Annotated in this window: 17 protein-coding genes; 2 read left to right on the forward strand and 15 right to left on the reverse strand. The window is 68.1% G+C overall.

Annotated elements, in window-relative coordinates:
- Positions 1-7: 7 nt before the first annotated feature.
- The 13 genes from GON01_RS07830 to GON01_RS07890 all read right to left on the reverse strand — a co-directional run bounded on the left by GON01_RS07830 (position 8) and on the right by GON01_RS07890 (position 14,286).
- Positions 8-2,740 (reverse strand): nitrate/nitrite transporter, encoded by a 2,733-nt coding sequence (locus GON01_RS07830; protein ID WP_157026817.1) that lies wholly within the window; start codon positions 2,738-2,740, stop codon positions 8-10.
- 113 nt (positions 2,741-2,853) lie between these two features.
- Positions 2,854-3,528 (reverse strand): NifU family protein, encoded by a 675-nt coding sequence (locus GON01_RS07835; protein ID WP_157026818.1) that lies wholly within the window; start codon positions 3,526-3,528, stop codon positions 2,854-2,856.
- 6 nt (positions 3,529-3,534) lie between these two features.
- A complete protein-coding gene (locus GON01_RS07840) occupies positions 3,535-3,804 on the reverse strand; it encodes a hypothetical protein (protein WP_157026819.1) in 270 nt (89 codons plus the stop codon).
- 79 nt (positions 3,805-3,883) lie between these two features.
- The gene (gene ccoS, locus GON01_RS07845) at positions 3,884-4,051 is read right to left on the reverse strand and encodes a cbb3-type cytochrome oxidase assembly protein CcoS (RefSeq protein ID WP_157026820.1); all 168 of its coding nucleotides are present in this window, start codon (positions 4,049-4,051) and stop codon (positions 3,884-3,886) included.
- A complete protein-coding gene (locus GON01_RS07850) occupies positions 4,048-6,156 on the reverse strand; it encodes a heavy metal translocating P-type ATPase (protein WP_157026821.1) in 2,109 nt (702 codons plus the stop codon). Before GON01_RS07850 ends, ccoS begins: the two co-directional genes overlap by 4 nt.
- Positions 6,153-6,611 carry a FixH family protein gene (locus GON01_RS07855; protein WP_157026822.1) on the reverse strand — a complete coding sequence of 153 codons (459 nt, stop codon included), beginning with the start codon at positions 6,609-6,611 and terminating at the stop codon, positions 6,153-6,155. The genes GON01_RS07850 and GON01_RS07855 overlap by 4 nt, the downstream gene beginning before the upstream one ends.
- Positions 6,608-8,080, reverse strand: coding sequence for a cytochrome c oxidase accessory protein CcoG (ccoG, locus tag GON01_RS07860; protein ID WP_157026823.1), 1,473 nt, complete (start codon positions 8,078-8,080; stop codon positions 6,608-6,610). The genes GON01_RS07855 and ccoG overlap by 4 nt, the downstream gene beginning before the upstream one ends.
- Entirely contained in the window at positions 8,067-8,990 is a 924-nt protein-coding gene (gene ccoP / locus GON01_RS07865) for a cytochrome-c oxidase, cbb3-type subunit III (protein ID WP_157026824.1), read from the reverse strand. Before ccoP ends, ccoG begins: the two co-directional genes overlap by 14 nt.
- Positions 8,983-9,159 (reverse strand): cbb3-type cytochrome c oxidase subunit 3, encoded by a 177-nt coding sequence (locus GON01_RS07870; protein WP_181600112.1) that lies wholly within the window; start codon positions 9,157-9,159, stop codon positions 8,983-8,985. The genes ccoP and GON01_RS07870 overlap by 8 nt, the downstream gene beginning before the upstream one ends.
- Complete coding sequence (gene ccoO, locus GON01_RS07875; RefSeq protein WP_157026825.1) at positions 9,156-9,890, reverse strand: cytochrome-c oxidase, cbb3-type subunit II; 735 nt, start codon at positions 9,888-9,890, stop codon at positions 9,156-9,158. The genes GON01_RS07870 and ccoO overlap by 4 nt, the downstream gene beginning before the upstream one ends.
- A gap of 10 nt (positions 9,891-9,900) precedes the next feature.
- Positions 9,901-11,586: a cytochrome-c oxidase, cbb3-type subunit I gene (gene ccoN, locus GON01_RS07880; RefSeq protein ID WP_157026826.1), complete on the reverse strand. Its 1,686-nt coding sequence runs from the start codon at positions 11,584-11,586 to the stop codon at positions 9,901-9,903.
- Between the two features lie 173 nt (positions 11,587-11,759).
- The gene (locus GON01_RS07885; RefSeq protein ID WP_157026827.1) at positions 11,760-12,275 is read right to left on the reverse strand and encodes a YcnI family copper-binding membrane protein; all 516 of its coding nucleotides are present in this window, start codon (positions 12,273-12,275) and stop codon (positions 11,760-11,762) included.
- Positions 12,276-12,288: 13 nt separating this feature from the next.
- Positions 12,289-14,286 (reverse strand): TonB-dependent receptor family protein, encoded by a 1,998-nt coding sequence (locus GON01_RS07890; protein ID WP_157026828.1) that lies wholly within the window; start codon positions 14,284-14,286, stop codon positions 12,289-12,291.
- Between the two features lie 197 nt (positions 14,287-14,483).
- Here GON01_RS07890 and hemN point away from each other — a divergent pair, with 197 nt between their 5' ends.
- Positions 14,484-15,833 (forward strand): oxygen-independent coproporphyrinogen III oxidase, encoded by a 1,350-nt coding sequence (gene hemN / locus GON01_RS07895; protein ID WP_157026829.1) that lies wholly within the window; start codon positions 14,484-14,486, stop codon positions 15,831-15,833.
- 13 nt (positions 15,834-15,846) lie between these two features.
- Positions 15,847-16,581, forward strand: coding sequence for a cyclic nucleotide-binding domain-containing protein (locus tag GON01_RS07900; RefSeq protein WP_157026830.1), 735 nt, complete (start codon positions 15,847-15,849; stop codon positions 16,579-16,581).
- Here the strand turns inward: GON01_RS07900 and GON01_RS07905 are convergent.
- Both GON01_RS07905 and GON01_RS07910 read right to left on the reverse strand, forming a co-directional pair.
- Positions 16,578-17,825, reverse strand: coding sequence for an alginate export family protein (locus tag GON01_RS07905; protein ID WP_157026831.1), 1,248 nt, complete (start codon positions 17,823-17,825; stop codon positions 16,578-16,580). The two genes, GON01_RS07900 and GON01_RS07905, sit on opposite strands and share 4 nt — an antisense overlap.
- A 4-nt stretch (positions 17,826-17,829) precedes the next feature.
- Complete coding sequence (locus GON01_RS07910; RefSeq protein ID WP_157026832.1) at positions 17,830-20,046, reverse strand: adenosylcobalamin-dependent ribonucleoside-diphosphate reductase; 2,217 nt, start codon at positions 20,044-20,046, stop codon at positions 17,830-17,832.
- Between the last annotated feature and the right edge of the window lie 133 nt (positions 20,047-20,179).

Genomic DNA, 20,179 nt, shown 5'->3' on the forward strand with positions numbered 1-20,179 from the left:
CCTTGGGTCAGGCAGAGAGGGCTGGTCTGGGGGCAGACGCGGGGCGATGATCGAGGTTCCGCAGCAGGCCGCCGGGGCCGCTATAGGCAGCCCAGGTCAGCACCGCGCAGCTGAGATAGAAGATCATGAATCCCCACAGCGCGGCGTCGGCGCTGCCGGTCAGGTCGATCGACGATCCATAGGCCTTGGGAATGTAGAAGGCGCCATAGGCGGCGATCGCGGAGGTGAAGCCGATCACCGCCGCCGACTCGCGCTCCGACTGCAGCCGGCGTTCGCCCTCGGGCAGTCCGGCTGCGGTGCGATCGACTTCGGAGCGCATGATCGCCGGCACCATCTGGAAGGTCGAGGCGTTGCCGACGCCGCTGACGAAGAACAGCGCCAGCACCATCGCGAAGAAGCCCGCGAAGCTGTGCGCCTCCAGGAACCAGAGCATCCCCGCGATCGCCGCGATCTGGGCGATGAACACCCAGAAGGTCACGCGCGCGCCGCCGAGCCGGTCGGCGATCCAGCCGCTGCCGGCGCGGGACAGAGCGCCCAGCAGCGGCCCGATGAATGCGTAGCTCAGCGCGTTCTTCTCGGGGAAGACGAGCTTGGACAGCAGCGGGAAGCCAGCCGACATGCCGATGAACGTGCCGAAGGTTCCGGTATAAAGCCAGCACATCGTCCAGGTGTGGAGGCGGCCGAAGATCGTTGCCTGGTCGGCGAAGGAGGATCTGGCGGTCAGCAGGTCGTTCATGCCGAACCAGGCCGCGAGCGTGCCGATCATGACCAGCGGCACCCACACGAAGCCGGCATTCTGCATCCACATCCGGCTGCCGTCCGCGGCGACCTGAGCCTGGCCGCCGAGCGCGCCAAACAGGCTCATCGTGATCACCACCGGCACCAGGAACTGCATCAGGCTGACGCCGAGATTGCCGAGGCCGGCGTTGATCGCCAGCGCGTTGCCCTTCTCGCTCTTGGGGAAGAAGAAGCTGATATTCGCCATCGACGAGGCGAAATTGCCGCCGCCAAGGCCGCAGAGCAGCGCCAGCACCAGGAAGATCAGATACGGCGTGTCGGGGTTCTGGACCGCATAGCCGATGCCGAAGGCCGGGATCAGCAGCGACGCGGTGGACAATGTCGTCCACAGCCGCCCGCCGAAGATCGGCACCAGGAAGGCGTAGAAGATGCGAAGCGTGGCGCCCGACAGGCCCGGCACGGCGGCCAGCCAGAAGAGCTGGTCGGTCGTGAAGCCGAAGCCGATGCCGGGGAGCCGCGCGACGACGATGCTCCACACCATCCAGACCGCGAAGGACAAGAGCAGGCAATAGGTAGAGATCCACAGGTTGCGGCGGGCGACGGCGCGGCCGCCCTTCAACCAGAAGTCCGGCTCTTCGGGCCGCCAGTCCGCGATCGGACCGGCGCGGCGCGGCGGGATCGCGACGCCCGGCTCGCCCAGGCCCTGCATTTCCGGCAGCTCCGGCACCTGCGCCTGGGTGCCCTTGCGCGCGGCGGCCCGCTCCATCTGGCGGATGGCGAAGTGCATCCAGGTCAGCGCCAGCGTGACCAGCACGAACAGCAGCACGAAGCAGCTGGTCCACACGCCGGTGATGTCGTTCAGCGCGCCGAAGGCGAGCGGCAGCACGAAGCCGCCCAGCCCGCCGATCATGCCGACCAGCCCGCCGACCGCGCCGACATGGTTCGGATAATAGACCGGGATGTGCTTGAAGACGGCCGCCTTGCCCAGGCTCATGAAGAAGCCGAGCACGAAGATCGTCACCAGGAACGGGATCAGCCCCATCGAGGTACGGAAGGTGATCGGCCCGTGCACGCCGTCGACGATGTAGGTGGTCGGCGGATAGGAAAGCATAAAGGTGCAGAACACCGAGATGCCGAACGTCACGTACAGCACCGACCGCGCGCCGTAGCGGTCCGACAGCTTGCCGCCATAGATGCGGAACACGCTCGCCGGCACCGAGTAGAAGGCCGCCAGCATGCCGGCGCTTTCCACGTCCAGCTTGTACACGCCGATCAGGTAGCGCGGCAGCCACAGCGCCAGCGCAACGAAGGCGCCGAAGACGAAGAAATAATAAAGCGCGAACCGCCAGACCTGGACGTTCTTCAGCACCGACAGCTGCTCGCGCATCGTCGCGGCGCTGCGCTTCTCCTGCCGCCGCGCCGCGCTTTCGGGGTCCTCGCGGGTGAGCAGCAGGAACACGACCGCCATCACCAGCAGCCCGGCCGCCCAGACCTGCGCGACCGCCTGCCAGCCCATCGCGACCATCACGAAAGGCGCGACGAACTTGGTGACCGCCGCGCCGACATTGCCCGCGCCGAAAATGCCGAGCGCCGTGCCTTGCCTGTTGGCGGGATAGAATTTGGAGACATAGGTGACGCCGACCGAAAAGCCGCCGCCGGCCAGCCCGACGCCCAGCGCCGCCACCAGCAATTGCCCGTAGGTCTGGGCGAAGGACGTGAGGAAGGTCGCGATCGCGGCGAGGACCATCACCGCCGCGAACACGCGCCGGCCGCCGATCTGGTCGGCCCAGACGCCGAGCAGCACTCGCGCCAGCGACCCGGTCAGAATGGGCGTCCCGATCAGCAGCCCGAACTCGGTCTCGGTCAAGCCCAGCCGGTCCTTCACGCCCAGGCCGATGATCGAGAAGATCGTCCAGACAGCGAAGCAGGCAGTGAAGGCGGCCGTGCTCGTCCAGAGAACCTGGCCGGCGCCTGCGGCGGGTCGATCGATGGCCGTTGCCATTTCCCCCCTCCCGTCGGGATCGTTGTCCTAGTTCAACAATGCAACTGCAGCATTCGGGTTCCCGGTCAAGTCGTTACGTGTTCGAATCGGTTCGGGTCAATCAATCGCATCACTTAAGAGGATGAAGACCGTGCGGCCGCCGGATTGAAGCGCGGCCAGCGCGCGGCGATCCAGCTGCGCACCCGGGCCCGCGGATCGCCGCCGGGCTCGGGCTCTTCGAGCGCCGATTCGACCCGCGTCACTTCGGGGACATAGCGCTTGATCGCCTGTTCGATGCCCTGCTTCAGCGTGGTCCGGCCTGACGGACAGCCGCCGCACGCGCCGCCCATGCGAACATAGGCGATGCCGGTTTCGGCATCGAAGCGCAGCAATGTCGCCTCGCCGCCGTCGCGCGCGAGCATCGGTCGCACATAGCGTTCGATCACCTCGACGATCTGCTGCGCGACCAGACCGCCTTCGGCGGGCGGCGGGGGCGCGGGCAGCAGCGAGGCGGGGAGGGCGGGCTCGCCGGAGAACAGGAAGTCGGCCAGCTCGGCCAGCAGCTGGGGCTTCAGCGCGGCCCAGGGAAACTCGGCCGAGCGGCGGACAGCAGTCACGAAATCGGGGCCGATCATGATGCGATCGATGCCGTCGATCGCCAGCAGCGCCGCCGCGAGCGGGGCCTGCGCGGCGGCATCGCCCGGGGCGATCTCGACCGGAGGGCCTTTCAGCAGCGACACGCCGGGAAGCAGCCGAAGCGCGTCGGGATTGGGCGTCTGCTCGACCTGGATGATGGGCGCGTGGATCATCGCCGCTCAGGATATCATCGTGAGGGCGATGCCGAAGAAGCCGAGCGTCAGGAACAAGGGAGGGATCAGCATCCGGATCAGCGCCGCGCCACGGTGGTCACGGCCGGAGACGGTGTCGATGCCCTGACGCATGAACTGCTGGAGCCCGGCGCGCTCGGTGTCTTGCGCTTCGATCTCCGGGATCGGAACCGGCGCGACCTGCGCGCTGACGGGCCATACGGCGGCGACGTCGACTGAATCGATGCGGCCGGACACGGCAATCTTCTCCTGCAGCATTGGCGGTCCTCCTGATCGGCCAGGCCTTGAATGCTGGTCCTGTTCTATGATTCCGCCCCCTGGCTGGACATCTGGATATTCACCCTAAGGGGTTTTCCGGAGGCGCCGGCGCATCATCGACGAGGATGCGCAGGGCTGCCCCCTCCATGTCGTCGAACTGGCCGCTGCCGAGCGCCCAGAAGAACGCGACCAGGCCGGACAGGCCGAGCAGCAGCGCGAGCGGGATCAGGAGGGCGAGGCCGTTCATTGCGGCACTCTCCGCAACCGCAGCGCATTGCCGACGACGATGATCGACGATCCCGACATCGCCAGCGCGGCGACGAGCGGCGTCACCAGCCCGAGCAGCGCGAGCGGGATGGCGACCATGTTGTAGCTGATCGCGATCGCGAAATTCTGCCGCACGATCCGCATCGTCCGGCGCGCGACCATGATCGTCGTGGCGATCGGGGCGAGGCTGTCGCCCATGAACACGGCGTCCGCCGCGGTCTGGCCGACATCGCTTGCCGAGGCCGGCGCCATCGAGGCGTGGCCGGCGGCGAGGGCCGGTCCGTCGTTCAGCCCGTCGCCGACCATCAGCACCTTGGCGCCGGTGGCGGCGAGGCTGCCGATCGCGGCGAGCTTGTCTTCCGGCCGCATGTCCGTCTGCGCAGCCAGGTTGAGCGCCTGGGCGACAGGCGCGACCGACTCGGCCCGGTCGCCGGATGCGATCGAACCTCGGATGCCGAGGCGATCGAGGCGCGCGAGCGTGGCTCCGGTGCCGGGCCGGATCGCGTCCTCAAAGTGCAGGAGGCACGGCTCCAGCCCGTCCATCGTGAAGGCGACCGCCATCTGGCTGTCGGCCTCGTCGGCGCCGGGCCGGCCGAGGGACACCGGCGCGCCCAGATAGCGGCCGCGCATCCCGAAGCCGGGCTCCTCGCGGATCTGCTCGACGGGGGCCGGGGTGACGCCTTGCTGCTCCAGCGCGGTGCGCAGCGCGGCGCTGAGCGGGTGGCGGCTGCCCTGGGCAAGCGCGAGCACGGCCGGCTTCATCACCGGCCGCAGTCTGTCGAGATCGACCGGCTGCGGGCGGCCGAGCGTCAGCGTGCCGGTCTTGTCGAACAGCGCGCGGTCGACCTCGGCCAGCCGTTCCAGCGCCGAGCCGTCCTTGATCAGCACGCCCGACCGCATCAGCGTGCCGGCGGCGACGATCTGCGCGGCGGGCACGGCAAGGCCCAGCGCGCAGGGGCAGGTGATGATCAGCACGGCGGCCGCGATCAGCAGCGAATGGTGCCAGCCCGCGCCCGCCAGCATCCAGCCGAAAAAGGACAGCAGCGCCAGCGTGTGGACTGCAGGCGCGTAGAGCCGCGCGGCGCGATCGGCGATGCGGACATAGCGTGAGCGCGCCTGCCCGGCCTGCTCCATCAGCCGGGCAATATCGGCGATCGCCGTGTCCGGCCCCGCGGCGGTGATCCGCACCGTTAGCGGCGCGTCCAGGTTCAACGTGCCGGCATGCACCTTCGCGCCTTCGCCCACCGGTTGCGGCGCGCTTTCGCCGGTCAGCAGCGCCAGATCCAGGCTGCTGGCGCCCGCCTCGACGACGCCGTCCGCCGCGAGCCGCTCGCCCGCCGCGACGATCATCCGCATGCCCGGCGCCAGCGTGTCGGCGGCTCGCCACTCCGTGGTGCCATCCGGCTTCAGGGTGAGCGCTCCGGGCGCGGTCTGCTTCAGCAGCGCGGCGACCCCGTCGCGCGCGCGGTCGCGCATCACGCTGTCCAGCACGCGGCCAACCAGCAGGAAGAACAGCAGCATCACCGCGCCGTCGAAATAGGCATGGGCGCCGCTGGTCAGCGTCTCGAACAGGCTGAGCGCCGTCACCAGCAGCACGCCGATCGAGATCGGCACATCCATGTTGGTGCGGCCGTGGCTGAGCGCGGCCCAGGCGGACTTGAAGAACGGCCGGCCGGAATAGGCGACAGTGGGGATCGCGATCAGGGCGGACAAAAGGTGGAACAGGTCGCGCGTCGCCCCGGCCGCGCCGGACCAGACCGAAACCGAAAGCAGCATCACGTTCATCGACGCGAAGCCGGCGACGGCGGTCGCCTTCAGCAGGTCGCGACTTTCGGACGGTGCCGGCGCATTGCCCTGGATCGGCTGCGCCTCGAATCCCAGTTTCGCGATCGCTGCCTGCAGGTCGGGCAGCTGGAGCCCCGGCGCATGATCGATCGCGACCTGCCTCGCCGTGAAATTGACGCGCGCCGACGCGATCCCCGGCACCGGCGCGAGGCCGCTTTCCAGCTTTGCGATGCAGCCGGCGCAGCGCATCCCCGGCACGGCGAACAGGGTGCGGGTCGGATCGCCGGCGATCGCGGTCATGACAGATTCTCGATCAGCCGCGCTTCGTTCGCGCCGCTGCGCACGGTCAGGTGGACGAGCCAGCGGCCCGCCGGCAGCGCCTCGACGGAGCGGAGCCGGCCGTCGCCTGCCGGCGCGAAGCGAAGCGGCACGTCGGCCTCCCGCCCGAGCGGGTGGCGGGCGACGGCGCTGGCCGAAAGTCCGGCGAGCGGCTGGCCATCGGCAGAGGATGCCGCGATCGTCACGTGCCGCCGCGCGTCGACGGCGACCGTCTTGGTCCAGCCGAGCTGCTCCTGCGCACGCGCCTCGGCCAGCCAGCGATTGAATTCCTGGCTGGCGACATAGCTGTTGTCGACGACGGTGCCGCCGAAGGTGCGGGTCGCGTACCAGGCCATGACGAAGTTGACCGCGATCACCGTGCCGAAGAAGGCGATCAGGATCGCGAGCATGTGCCAGCCGGTGAAACGCCGCGTCATTGCCCTGCCTCCGGCCGCTCGAAGCGGCTTTCCACGCTCGCCGTCTCGGCTTCGTCGTCAAGCGAGCGCACCTTGAACGAGAAGTCTTCCTTCGCCGCGCCCGAGCCCGGCGCCGCGACGAACAGCTTCAGCTTGGCGACGCTGTCCGCGGGCACGTCGAGCTTCGTGGAGCGCGCGGCGCTTTCGCGGCTGCCGTCGATCGACCAGGCCTTTGCCCCGGCAAGGCCGTCCAGTGCGATCTCGACCTGGCGCGGCCGCGCTTCCATGTTGCGGACCTTGACCGTGTAGCTGTTACGGATCTCGCCGTCCGACAGGCGGACATAGATGGGGTTGCGGTCCTGCTGCGCGCTGATGTCGATGCGCGTGCGTCCGCCCAGCGCGAACAGCATCGCCAGGCCGATCGATGCCCAGACCGCGAAATAGATGATCGTGCGCGGGCGCAGCACCGTCTTCCACAGCGGCTTGGGCGTGCCGCCGGCGGCTTCGATCGCGCAATCGTCCAGCGTCGCATAATCAATCAGGCCGCGCGGGCGGCCGATCCGCGTCATCACCTTGTCGCAGGCATCGATGCAGAGCGCGCAGGTGATGCAGCCGACCTGCGGTCCGTTGCGGATGTCGATTCCGGTCGGGCAGACCGCGACGCACTGGTTGCAGTCGATGCAGTCGCCCACGCCGAGGCCGAGGTCCTCCAGCGTCGCCGCCTTCTTGGTGCCGCGCGAGCGCGGCTCGCCCCGCCACTGCTTGTAGGTGACGATCAGCGACTTTTCGTCGAGCATCGCCGACTGGATGCGCGGCCAGGGGCACATGTAGATGCACACCTGCTCGCGCATGAAGCCGCCCAGGATATAGGTCGTGGCGGCGAGCACGCCGACCGTCGCATAGGCGACATAGGCCGCCTGTCCGGTCACGAAATCGCGGAACAGGGTCGGCGCGTCGGCGAAGTAGAAGATCCAGGCGCCGCCGGTCGCCAGCGCGATCGCGATGAAGACCGCGTGCTTGGTCATGCGTTTCGCGACCTTGGCCGGCCCCCATGGCGCCTTGGCGAGCCGGATCTGGGCATTGCGGTCGCCGTCGATCCAGCGTTCGACATGCTGGTACACGTCGGTCCAGACCGTCTGCGGGCAGGCATAGCCGCACCAGGCGCGCCCCGCGACCGACGTCACCAGGAACAGCCCGATCCCCGCCATCACCAGCAGGCCCGTCACATAATAGAATTCGTGCGGCCAGATCTCGATGCCGAACATGTAGAAGCGGCGGCCGGCGAGATCGATCAGCACTGCCTGGTCGGGCGCATAGGGCCCGCGGTCCCAGCGCAGCCACGGGGTCAGGTAGTAGATGGTCAGCGTGACCGCCATCACCAGCCATTTCAGCCGGCGGAAGCGGCCGTCGATCTTCTGCGGATAGACGGGCTCCCGCTTGGCGTAGAGGCTCTTCTTGCCGACGCCGATCAGGTCCTCAGGGGCGGCCATTGTTCGTCGCTCCCGCCTCGGCGAGCTCCGGCTTCGGCGCCTGCTCGCCGCCGCCCAGCGAGTGGACATAGGCAGCGAGCATCTTGATCGTCACCGGATCGAGGTGATTGCCCCAGCGCGGCATCACGCCGTAGCGGCTGTTGGCGATGGTATGCGCGATCGAGTCCGCGTCGCCGCCATAGAGCCAGATCGCGTCGGTCAGGTTCGGGGCGCCGACCGCGCGGCTGCCCTTGCCGTCGGGACCGTGGCAGGCGGTGCAGTTCTGCTCGAACAGCACGGCCCCGCGGCGGGACGCGGCATCGGGCTTCTGCTGGCCGGAAATGGTGCGGACATGAGCGACCAGGTCGGCGATCTGGTCGGACTTCAGGATGCCGTCCTTCCCGAACGCCGGCATCTGCGACATGCGCGTCGCATCATGGTCCGGCTGCCGGACGCCATGCTCGATCGTGTACTGGATCGTCGCGATGTCGCCGCCCCACAGCCAGTCGTCGTCGTTCAGGTTCGGATAGCCCTTCGAACCAGCTGCGCCGGAGCCGTGGCACTGGGTGCACGACACCTTGAACGCGGCGCGGCCGCCCTCGATCGCCGCCTGCATCAGCTGCGGATGCTGGCCGAGCTGCTCGATCGGCGTGTCCGCGATCGCGCGCATCAGCGGCGCGCGCGCGGCGCGCTGCTGCTGCAGCTCCGCCTCCAGCTGGCCGGTGCTGGTCCAGCCGAGCACGCCGGCGGTCGCGCTGTGCACGAGCGGCCAGGCGGGGTAGAGCACGACATAGACCGCCGCCCAGGCGATCGACGCGTAGAAGGCCCAGAGCCACCAGCGCGGCAGCGGCGTGTTCAGCTCCTCGATGCCGTCCCATTCATGACCCATGGTCTCGGTGCCGGTCGGCTGGTCGATACGCTTGTCAGCCATTGTCCCGCTCCTTGGCCGGGTGGTCGTCGTCGAGGATGATGCGCGCGGCGGCGCGGTTGGCGGCCCGGTTGCGGGGCAGCAGCGCCCAGCCGACCAGCACCAGATAGGTCAGGCCCATGAACACCAAGCCCCAGCTGTCCGCGAAATGACGGAATTCATTGTAGTTCACCGCGCCTGCTCCTGCGCAGCGGCGGCGTCGAAATCGACCAGAGTGCCCAGCATCTGCAGATAGGCGACGAGCGCGTCCATCTCCGTCAGCCTGCCCGGATTGCCGTCGAAATCGCGGAACTTGACCTTCGGGTAGCGGCCGAGCAGCGCGTCATGATCGGCGTCCGGATCGGCCTGCGCCTTCAGGTCATCGTTGGCGGCAGCGATCGCCGCTTCCGAATAGGGCACGCTCACCCGCTTCAGCGCGCGCAGGTCGCGGCTCATGTCGCCGACCTTCAGGTCGCGATCAGCCAGGAAGGCATAGCTGGGCATGATCGACTGCGGCACCACGGCGCGCGGGTCCTTCAGGTGCTGCACGTGCCATTCGTCGGAATAGCGGCCGCCGACGCGCGCCAGGTCCGGCCCGGTGCGCTTCGAACCCCATTGGAACGGGTGGTCGTACATGCTTTCCGCCGCCAGGCTGTAATGGCCGTAACGCTCCACCTCGTCACGGAACGGGCGGATCATCTGGCTGTGGCAGGTGTAGCAGCCCTCGCGGATATAGATGTTGCGGCCCGCCTGCTCGAGCGGCGTGTAAGGCCGCACGCCTTCGACCTTCTTCACGGTCGAATCGATCCAGAACAGGGGCGCGATCTCGACGATGCCGCCGATCGTCACCGCGATGAAGGCCAGCACCGAAAGCAGCGTCACGTTGCGCTCGATGCGGCCATGGTCGAGAAACTTGGTCGCCATGGGTCAGGTCCTATTCGGCGGCGATGGGCATGGGGGTGAAGGTCGGCCGGGCCGGCGCCGGGCGGGCCGCGAGCGGCCGGTCCTTCTCGGGATCATAGGCGGCGTCGCTCATCGGCTTTTCGACGCGCACCTTGCCCTGGATCGTCATCCAGACGTTCCAGACCATGATCAGCGCACCGGCGAGGTACAGCGCCCCGCCCGCGGCGCGGATCAGGTACATCGGGAACATCGCCGCGACGACTTCGACGAACGAATAGACCAGGTAGCCGTCCGCTCCATATTCGCGCCACATCAGGCCCTGCATGATGCCGGCGACCCACATCGCGGCGGCGTAGAGGACGATGCCCAGGGTCGCGCACCAGAAGTGCCAGTTGACCATGCGCTGCGAATAAAGGCGCGTGCGGCCCCATAGGCGCGGCACCAGGTAATAGACGGCGGCGAAGCTGATCAGGCCGTTCCAGCCGAGCGCGCCGGCATGAACATGGCCGATCGTCCAGTCGGTATAGTGGCTGAGGGAATTGACCGCCTTGATCGACAGCATCGGCCCCTCGAAGGTCGCCATGCCGTAGAAGGCCATCGCCATCACCATCATGCGGATGATCGGATCGGTGCGGATCTTGTCCCATGCCCCGTTGAGGGTCATCAGGCCGTTGATCATGCCGCCCCAGCTGGGCATCCACAGCATGATCGAGAACACCATGCCCAGCGTCTGCGCCCAGTCGGGCAGCGCCGTGTAGTGGAGGTGGTGCGGACCCGCCCAGATGTAGAGGAAGATCAGCGACCAGAAGTGGATGATCGACAGCCGGTAGCTATAGACCGGCCGCTCCGCCTGCTTCGGCACGAAGTAATACATCATCGCGAGGAACGGCACGGTCAGGAAGAAGGCGACCGCGTTGTGGCCGTACCACCACTGGGTCAGCGCATCCTGCACCCCGGCGAAGGCCGAGTAGGATTTGGAGCCGAACAGGCTGACCGGCATCGCCAGGTTGTTGACGATGTGCAGCAGCGCGATCGTGATGATGAACGACAGGTAGAACCAGTTGGCGACATAGATGTGCGGTTCGCGGCGCTTCGCCAGCGTCGCCACGAACACGGCCAGATAGGCGACCCAGACGATCGTCAGCCACAGGTCGACATACCATTCGGGCTCGGCATATTCGCGGCTCTCGGTGATGCCGAGCAGATAGCCGCTCGCGGCGAGCACGATGAACAGCTGGTAGCCCCAGAACACGAACCGGGCGAGCGACGGCAGCGCGAGACGAGTGCGGCAGGTGCGCTGGACGACGTAGAAGCTGGACGCGATCAGGATGTTGCCGCCGAACGCGAAGATCACGCCCGACGTGTGCAGCGGCCGCAGCCGTCCGAAGCTGGTATATTCGATGCCGAGGTTCAGCACCGGGAAGGCAAGTTGGAGGGCGATGTAGAGGCCGGCGAGCAGGCCCACTACCGCCCAGCCGACGGTGGCGATCACGCCCCAGCGGACAGGATCGTCGTCGTAGCGGCTCGCGTCCACCGGCGGCGTCGGGCGGCCGCTATAGTCCGCCTGCGTAACGGTCCAGACCAGTGCGCCCAGCGCCGCCAGCGCCAGAATCACCATCTGCACGGCAAAGCCGAAGTCCGCCGCCAGAGCTGCCGCGGCCAGCGCCACGATGACAGCCGTCAGCCATCCGCCTGCCTTGAATGCTATCGTATCCATGCGCCATCCCGCAAAGCCGGCCGCGCTGCAGCGCGCGGCCCGGCCCATCGTTGATCCAGATCAAAGGCAGGCAGTGCGTGACTGCTACCGATTCCGGGCCCGGATAGAGCCGGGCCGGCATCCGCGACATTCGGGACCTCTCCCTAAGGGGAATCCCGGAGTTGCCCCGGCTGTCAGTGCATATGGTGCGATTCGGCCGGCTTCAGCTCGATCATCGGCGCCGGGCGCTTCATCGAACCCCAGCTCTGGCCCTCGGCGGGGATTTCGCTCCACTCGACCGAATCCGTGCCGCAGCTCTGGCGCACGGGAAGATAGAGCGGCCCGGTGCGGCCGTCCGGCAGCTTCAGCATCAGCCCGAAGCCGTCGAACTGGTCGCCCGGCAGCTGCCCGCGCCAGGTGATCGCGGACACGCGGTCGCGAACCTCGCGGCCTTCGGACATCACCGGCGCGGGGAGCGGCGCACGCTCCATCTCGATCGTCCAGCCGGGCTTGGGGCGGGGGCGGGCGATCAGCACATCGGCGGGGATAGTGACCCTGACGGCAGTCGTCGCCGCGTCGCCGCAGCCATGGCCGACGCGGAATTCGCCGGCATAATAGCTGCCGGCCGGCGCCTCGGCCGGCGCGAACACGATATGCGCCCCGGCCGGGACCGCGATCATGGCCGCGGCGGCGATCATCAGCCTCTTCATCTCGTCGACTCCTTCAAAAGCTCAGCTTGACGCCGCCGTAGATCGCGCGGCCGTCGGTGGGGTAATAGATCGCGGACTGGGGCGTTGCGGCGACGACCGCGGACAGGTCCACGACGGCCTTCTTGCCGGTCAGGTTCCGCGCGTCGAGGAACAGCTCGGTTCCACGGTTCAGCTGAAGCGACGCGTGCGCGCCGATCAGCGCATAGCCGGGCACGCGCACGCTGTTGCGATATTCAGCCCAGGCACCCCAAGGCGTCCATTCGATATTGGGGGCGATGCTGAAGCCCTTGCCGCTGTAGCGCAGCTCGCCGCGATAGACGTGGATCGGCGCGGCCGGCAGGCGATTGCCGCCATATTGCGGATCGTCCCTGAAGCGGAAGTCGTCGAGCTGATAGACCTGCCGCAGGACCAGATCGCCCGGGCCGCGCAGCAGCGTCCAATCCAGCCGCGCCTCGATCCCCTGGTGGATCGTGCGACCGGCATTGAAGGTCGCGGCGGGGATGTCCGGGTTGGTGGTGAACTGCAGCATCTCCCCGCGCAATTGCGAGCGGTAGAGGCTGACGTCCCAGGCAAGCGGCCCGTGCTCACCGCGGCTGCCGACCTCCACCGTCCAGGCAGTCTGGGGCGCGAGCGGCACGAAGCCGACCACCGGCTGCTGCACGAGCTCGGAAAAGGTCGGGATCTCGGCCGAGCGGCTGACATTCGCATAGAGCTGCACCTTTTCGCCCGGCGACCAGAGCAGCCCGAATTTGGGCGCCCATTGATCATAGTCGCGCGCGTCGCTGGCGGCGGGCCGCAGCCTGTTGTCGAGCGCGCGGTGGCCGTGGACGAACTGAAGCCCGGCGATCAGCGCCAGCGGCTCGACCGGGTGCAGGCGCAGCTCGCCATAGGCGTCGATCGTGCTGGCCTTCTGGACAGCGTTCGCCGTCAGCGCCCCGCGCTTGCCGCCAATGTTCACGAACTGCTTCGCGTCGATCCGCCCGATCCGGGCCGTCGATCCGAACGTGAAGTCGAGCGGCATGCCGCCGACATGGGTGCGCCCCTCGGCGCGCAGATAGCCGCCCCAATCGGTCGAATCCTGATCGATGACCTGGAAGATCGGGTGGTAGAGGCTTTTCAGATTGGCGAAGGCGCCGAACTCGATCCGCGTGTCGCCCAGCCGCAGCGCGGTGCGGTTCTGCAGCCGCAGCGAGCGGATGTTGCGCGCATAATCGTTCGCGATGTTGATCGCCGGCGCCGTCCGCGGCCGGTGCAGCCCATCGTCGAGCGTGATGGTGCCGGGCACTTCCTGGTCCAGCCGGTTCGCCGACAGATAGAAGCGCGTCTCCAGGTTCGGCGCGAGGCGGATGCCCAGGTTGCCGTTGAAGCGGAGCTTCTCCTGCGCGCTCTGCTGGCGAAACCCGTCTGACGTCGAGCCGGTGACGGTCGCCGCGGCATCGACGGTGTCGGTCTCGAACCCGCCCGTCATGCTGGCGCGGAGCGTCCCGAAGGAGCCGCCGTCGACGCGGAGCATCACCGGGCCGGTCAGATCGTGGCCGGACAAAGTGACGGCGTTGACCGCGCCGCCGAGGCTGGAGCTGCCGTAGCGCAGCGCATTGGCGCCGCGATAGACGGCGATGTGCTGCAGCGCGTTGGGGTCGAGCTCCTGGAAGTCGCCTGAGCCGTCAGCCTGGCTGATCGGCACGCCATCCTGCAGCAGGGTCACGCCGCGAAGGTGAAAGCCGCGGCCGAGGCCGGAGCCGCGGATCGACAGCCGCACTTCCTCGCCGTAGCGGGCCTGCGCGAACACGCCCGGCGACCAGGCCAGCATGTCGTGGAAGCTGACCGCATAGCTGTTGGAGAACTCCTTAGCGTCGACCAGGTCGGCGCCGCCCGGCGTACGGGCGACGTCGCCGCGCGCCCGGACGAGGATTGGAGCGGTATCGGCGGTGACGCGCGCGGCGGTGACGATGATCGTCGCCCCGTCGCCGTCATCGGCGGCCAGCGCCGGTCCGCCGAGGATGAGTGCCATCGCGGCGAGCGATGCGCCGGAAAACGTGCGAAGCGACGTGGACAGGGGGTTTTCCCTTGTTCTTATATTCGAATGGTCGGCGCCTCTAGCCGCGGACCGGACAGCGCGGAATTCCGGTCGTACCCCTAAGGGACTTTCCCGAGTTGCGACACAAGGCCCGCCCCCTGAAATCACGTGCAGAACCAGGGGAGCATGCCTTGAAGCCCGAAATCCTGGCGCGCTACGCCGACCGGCCGCTGCCGCGCTACACCAGCTACCCGACCGCGCCGCATTTCGGCGCCGATGTCGATGCGGCCGTCTATTCGGATTGGCTCGGCACGCTGCCGCCCGGTAGCGCGGTTTCGCTGTATCTGCACGTGCCGTTCTGCCGGTCGATGTGCTGGTATTGCGGCTGCCACACGACGATCACCGCGCGCGACGAGCCGATTGCGCGCTACCTGGACGCGCTGCACCGCGAGATCGCGCTGGTCGCCGATGCGATCCCCGGCCGTTTGCATGCGGGCCATGTCCATTTCGGCGGCGGCACGCCGACGCTGATGCAGCCGGGCCAGTTCATCGCCCTGATGGACGCGCTGCGCGCCCGCTTCGACTTCAACGCCGACAGCGAGATCGCGATCGAGATCGATTCGCGCACGCTGGAGCCGGACATGATCGCGGCGCTTGGCCAAGGCGGCGTCACCCGCGCCAGCCTGGGCGTGCAGAGCTTCGATCCCGTCGTCCAGCACGCGATCAACCGCGTCCAGACCTATGAACAGACGGCGGCGGCGACGGAGGGGCTCCGGGCCGCCGGCGTTGCGGGCGTCAATTTCGACCTGATCTACGGGCTGCCGCACCAGAGCGTCGCGTCGTGCCTGGAAACGGTCGCGCAGGCGGTGTCGCTCGCGCCCGATCGCTTCGCGGTGTTCGGCTATGCCCATGTGCCGAGCTTCAAGCTGCACCAGCGCAAGATCGACGAAGCCGCGCTGCCCGACGGCGCCGCGCGGCACCAACAGGCGGAAGCGATCGCGGCGGCCCTGGTCGACGCGGGCTATGTGCGGATCGGCCTCGACCATTTCGCCCGGCCGGACGACGAGCTTGCCCGCGCCTTCGCGAGCGGTACGCTGCACCGCAATTTCCAGGGCTACACGACCGACGCCTGCGACACGCTGATCGGCTTCGGCGCGTCCTCGATCGGGCGGCTGCCGCAGGGCTATGCCCAGAACGCGGTGCTGATCGGCGAGTATCAGCGGCGGATCGGCGAGGGGCGACTCGCCACCGGAAAGGGCCGCGCCTTCGCTGCCGAAGACCGGCTGCGTGCCGCCGTGATCGAGCGGATCATGTGCGATCACCGCGTCGATCTTGCCGAGGTCTGCGCGCCCTTCGGTGCCAGCCCGGGCCGGCTGATCGACGACAGTGCGCTGGACCAGCTCGTCGCGGACGGGATCGCGCGGCGAGACGACAATGTCGTCGTGCTTGCGGATGAAGCGCGCCCGCTCGTCCGCGTCCTCGCCGCCGCTTTCGACCAATATCTCGGCCAGGCGCCCGCACGCCATTCCCGCGCCGTTTGAGGATTGACGGACCATGCTTGCAGTCCCTCGCACCCCATCCCTCCCCGCCGATCATCCGTGCGCGTCGTGCGACATCCGCATGCGCACGTTCTGCAGCGTCCTAGATGCCGCCGAGCTGGAGAAGTTCCGTTGCCAGGGCTCCACCGCGAGGATCGAGGCAGGTCGGCCGCTGTTCCACCAGGGCGATCCCGCCGACGTGATCTTCAACCTGAAGAAGGGCAGCCTGAGGCTCTACAAGCTGCTGTCCGACGGCCGGCGGCAGGTCACCGGCTTCCTGTTCCCCGGCGCTTTTCTTGGCTTGGCGGTGCGGGACGAGCACGCCTTTTCCGCGGAAGCGATCGAGCCGGTCGAGGTCTGCCGCTATACCCGGCAGCGCTTCGATGCGTTCGTCGAGGGTCACCCGCTGATGGAGCGGGAGCTGTACCGCATCGCGGCACACGAGCTGGCGGTCGCGCGCGAGCAGATGGTGCTGCTGGGCCGCAAGACCGCGGTCGAACGGCTCGCCACGTTCCTGCTGAGCCTGCTGGACCGCGTGCGCGAGCACGAGCCCGGCGCCGACCTGATCGCCCTGCCGATGAACCGGCTCGACATTGCCGATTATCTCGGCCTCACCAAGGAAACGGTGAGCCGGGTGTTCACGGCGTTCAAGACGACCGGGCTGATCCGCCTGCTGGCCGACGACCAGGTGCTCGTGCTCGACCAACTGCGGCTTGAGCAGGTCGCCAATGGCGAGGTGACGTTTCACTAAAACCTGAACTGCGCGCTGGTCATCGCGAAGTCGACGCTCCGCCCGCCGGCCCGTTCGATCGCCGCGCCGGCGCTGTGGTGCAGGTAATAGGCCCTGAGCGCCACGTGCCGGTTGAGCTGCAGCGCGGCGTCCAGCGAATAGACCTGGCCGATCGTCCGCGCCGTGCCGCCGGCCGTTCCGGCGAGCGGCGCCGAGGGGCCGACATAGACCGCATCGCCCGGCGTCTCCCGCCATTTGAACTGGACCGCGGCCTCGACGTCGAGCGCCTTGGCCGGCTTGATCTTCAGGCCCGGCCGCAGCGCCAGCAGGTTGGTGAAGCTGGTGAGGTTCGCTTCGTTGAAATAGGGCCCTTTGGGGAACAGCGGATTGAAGCTGCCGAGCGTGCCGTCGGCGCAGTCGGCATCGCCCGATCCGGCATCGAACCGCAGCCCGATCCGCGGCTTGAGCGGCGCGGCGGCGAAGGTGCGGCCGAGGTCGAGCGCCCCGCCCCAGGCGGCGATGTCGCGGCCGGCGAAGCGTCCGCGCTGGACCAGCGCTTCGGCATCCCAGTCCCAACCGTTCGCGGCGCCGCCGAAGCGGAGGCCGAAGCTGTGGCGATGCTCCTCGCCGGTCACGCCGCCATAGCTTGCGCCCTCGCGGTCGAGGTAGAACCAATAGCCGTCAAGAGAGACGGTCTTGCCGACTGCATAGGCGCCGTACACGCCGCCGAAAGCCTGCTTGTCGTTCGGTTCGTCGTCGAACACGCCGCGTTCGAGCGCGACGGGGCGCGTCAGGAATCCGTCGACGCGCAGCCTGCCGGTCTTCAGCGTCGCCCGCGCCCCGTCAAAGGCCTGGCGGATGTTGGTGCCGTCGCGGAACGACACGAAGCGCTGGGCGGGATTGAACGCCATTTCCTGGCGCCCGACCCGGAGCGACAGGCTTTTCGACGGGTTCAGTTCGACGAACAGCTGCTGGATATCGAGATGATCCTCGTCGGGCGCGGAGAGGATCTTCTTGCCGAACGCCTCGTGCGCGCCGAGCTGTGCGTACACTCTCGCCGACTCCCCGAAGTGGAAGTCGCTGTGCAGCAGCACGCGCTGGAGCAGGTAGCTGTCTGCTTGCGTGCCGCCGATGCCGAAGCGTGGCGCGTCGATCATTTCCAGCCGTTCGCGCACTTCGCCGCCGAACGAGGCAGTGACCGGCGCGGCCAGGGCAGGCGCCGCGACCGAAGCCGCGGCGGCTAACAAAAAAACATTGTATCTCATTACGCTATCCACATTTCGAGTAGCCGCATTCCAGGCAATTGTTGCAGCCTTCGACCTTGATCAGCGCCGCCGCGCCGCATTGCGGGCAGGCGCGGAGCGCGATGGCCTTGGGCTGATCGACCGGATCGGGGGCAGGCGAGGGAAGCGCGGGCTCCAGCCCGGTCAGATGCCGCTCGATCACACCGCCGATCGCCGCCAGCAGCGAAGGGACGTAGCGGCCCTGCATCCAGGCGCCGCCGCGCGGATCGAACACCGCCTTCAGCTCCTCGGCCACGAAGGTCACGTCGCCGCCGCGCCGGAACACGGCGGAGATCATCCGGGTCAGCCCCAGCGTCCAGGCATAATGCTCCATGTTCTTGGAGTTGATGAAGATCTCGAACGGCCGCCGTTCGCCATCTTCCTCGACATCGTTCAGCGTCACATAGACGGCATGGGCACTGTCCGGCCATTTCAGCTTGTAGGTCGTGCCCTCCAGCGCCTCGGCGCGCGGCGCGAGCTCGACCTCGGTGCGTGTCGCCTTGGCGGGCGCGGTGCTGAGCACCGATCCGGTCACGGGGTTGGGCCGATAGGTCGTCAGCCCCTTGCAGCCGAGGTGATAGCCCTCGACGTAAATATCGGCGAAGGCGTCGAACGGAATGTCCTCCGGGCAATTGACCGTCTTCGAAATCGAGCTGTCGATCAGCGCCTGCGCGGCCGCCTGCATCGTCAGGTGATCGGACGGCGTCAGCGTCTGCGCGCTGACGAACAATTCCTCCGGCGGAGGTGCGTCGCCCTTCAGCCGGCGCCACGCCTGCATCGCATAATCCTCGACCGCTTCCTCGCGCGACGTGCCGTCGCCCTGGCGGATCTTGCGCGTGTAGGAATAGGCGAACACCGGCTCGACGCCCGACGAGACGTTGCCGGCGAGCAGCGACGTGGTGCCGGTCGGAGCGATCGAGGTCAGGCAGCCGTTGCGCAAGCCGTGCTCCGCGATCAGCGCGCGCGTGTCCTCATCCAGGCCGACCAGGTTGGGCCGGTCCAGCATGCAGGGATCATAGAGCGGGAAGGGGCCTTTCTCCGCCGCGATCTCGGCCGAGGCGCGATAGGCTTCGCGCTTGATGACGCCGAGCCATTGCCGGGTCAGCGCGACCGCCGGACCGGTGCCATAGGCCGTGCCGCAAAAGAGCAGGGCGTCGGCCAGCCCCGTCACGCCCAGGCCGATCCGCCGCTTCGCTTTCGCTTCCGCCTCCTGCTGCGGCAGCGGATAGCGGGAGATGTCGATGACGTTGTCGAGCAGGCGCACGGCGGTGCGGGTCAGCTCGCCGAGCGCCGCCTCGTCCAGCGCGGCATGGGGGCCGAACGGATCGTCGACCAGCCGGGCCAGGTTGATCGAGCCGAGCAGGCAGGCGCCATAGGGCGGCAGCATCTGCTCGCCGCACGGGTTGCTGGCGCTGATGGATTCGCAATAAGCGAGGTTGTTCTGCTGGTTGACGCGGTCGACGAAGATCACGCCGGGCTCGGCGGTGTCGTAGGTCGCGCGCATCAGCCGCTGCCACAGGTCCTTGGCGGAAACGACCCGGCGGATTTCGCCGTCGAACAGCAGCGGCCAGTCGCCGGCCGCGGCGAGCGCCTTCATGAAGTCGTCGGTCACGAGCACCGACAGGTTGAAGTTGCGGAACCGGGCCGGGTCGCGCTTGGCGTCGATGAACGCCTCGATATCCGGGTGATCGATGCGCAGGCAGCCCATCATCGCGCCGCGGCGCTGTCCGGCCGATTGCACCGTGCGGCACATCGCGTCCCAGCAGTCCATGAAGCTGAGCGGGCCGGACGCATCCGCGCCGACGCCGGTGACCGGGCTGCCCGAGGGCCGGATCGTGGAGAAGTCCATGCCGACCCCGCCGCCCTGCTGCATCGTCAGCGCCGCTTCGCGCAGATGGGCGAAAATGCCTTCCAGGCTGTCCGGAATCGTGCCCATCACGAAGCAATTGAACAGCGTCACGCTGCGGTCCGTGCCGGCGCCGGCCAGCACGCGGCCGGCGGGGATGAAGCGGAAGTCGGTCAGCGCCTCGGCGAACCGGTCCCGCCAATAGGCCCGGCGCTCCGGCGCCTCGGCCTCGGCGACCGCGCCTGCGACCCGCGCCACGGTCGCTTCGAATCCTTCGTCGGCGGCGTCGCCGCCGGGCGCGACGAACCGGTATTTCGCGTTCCAGATTTCCTCGGCCAGCGCGTTTTCGAAGCCCATCGCTCGATCCCCTCCCGAATCCATATGTTGTGGGTGCGAAGGCTATCGAGCCGCGATGGATTGCGAATTGATCCATCTCAATCGTCGGTCGCAAGCAGGCCAATTGATGCAGCGCAACGCCCTTTCCGCGCCT

The sequence above is a fragment of the Sphingomonas horti genome, from assembly GCF_009753715.1.
GTDB classification, from domain to species: domain Bacteria; phylum Pseudomonadota; class Alphaproteobacteria; order Sphingomonadales; family Sphingomonadaceae; genus Sphingomonas_B; species Sphingomonas_B horti.

Coding starts and splice junctions, on each gene's coding strand:
- GON01_RS07830 (WP_157026817.1), bottom strand. CDS start 2,740: ATGGCAACGGCCATCGATCGACCCGCCGCAGGCGCCGGCCAGGTTCTC.
- GON01_RS07835 (WP_157026818.1), bottom strand. CDS start 3,528: ATGATCCACGCGCCCATCATCCAGGTCGAGCAGACGCCCAATCCCGAC.
- GON01_RS07840 (WP_157026819.1), bottom strand. CDS start 3,804: ATGCTGCAGGAGAAGATTGCCGTGTCCGGCCGCATCGATTCAGTCGAC.
- ccoS (WP_157026820.1), bottom strand. CDS start 4,051: ATGAACGGCCTCGCCCTCCTGATCCCGCTCGCGCTGCTGCTCGGCCTG.
- GON01_RS07850 (WP_157026821.1), bottom strand. CDS start 6,156: ATGACCGCGATCGCCGGCGATCCGACCCGCACCCTGTTCGCCGTGCCG.
- GON01_RS07855 (WP_157026822.1), bottom strand. CDS start 6,611: ATGACGCGGCGTTTCACCGGCTGGCACATGCTCGCGATCCTGATCGCC.
- ccoG (WP_157026823.1), bottom strand. CDS start 8,080: ATGGCCGCCCCTGAGGACCTGATCGGCGTCGGCAAGAAGAGCCTCTAC.
- ccoP (WP_157026824.1), bottom strand. CDS start 8,990: ATGGCTGACAAGCGTATCGACCAGCCGACCGGCACCGAGACCATGGGT.
- ccoO (WP_157026825.1), bottom strand. CDS start 9,890: ATGGCGACCAAGTTTCTCGACCATGGCCGCATCGAGCGCAACGTGACG.
- ccoN (WP_157026826.1), bottom strand. CDS start 11,586: ATGGATACGATAGCATTCAAGGCAGGCGGATGGCTGACGGCTGTCATC.
- GON01_RS07885 (WP_157026827.1), bottom strand. CDS start 12,275: ATGAAGAGGCTGATGATCGCCGCCGCGGCCATGATCGCGGTCCCGGCC.
- GON01_RS07890 (WP_157026828.1), bottom strand. CDS start 14,286: ATGGCACTCATCCTCGGCGGACCGGCGCTGGCCGCCGATGACGGCGAC.
- GON01_RS07900 (WP_157026830.1), top strand. CDS start 15,847: ATGCTTGCAGTCCCTCGCACCCCATCCCTCCCCGCCGATCATCCGTGC.
- GON01_RS07905 (WP_157026831.1), bottom strand. CDS start 17,825: ATGAGATACAATGTTTTTTTGTTAGCCGCCGCGGCTTCGGTCGCGGCG.
- GON01_RS07910 (WP_157026832.1), bottom strand. CDS start 20,046: ATGGGCTTCGAAAACGCGCTGGCCGAGGAAATCTGGAACGCGAAATAC.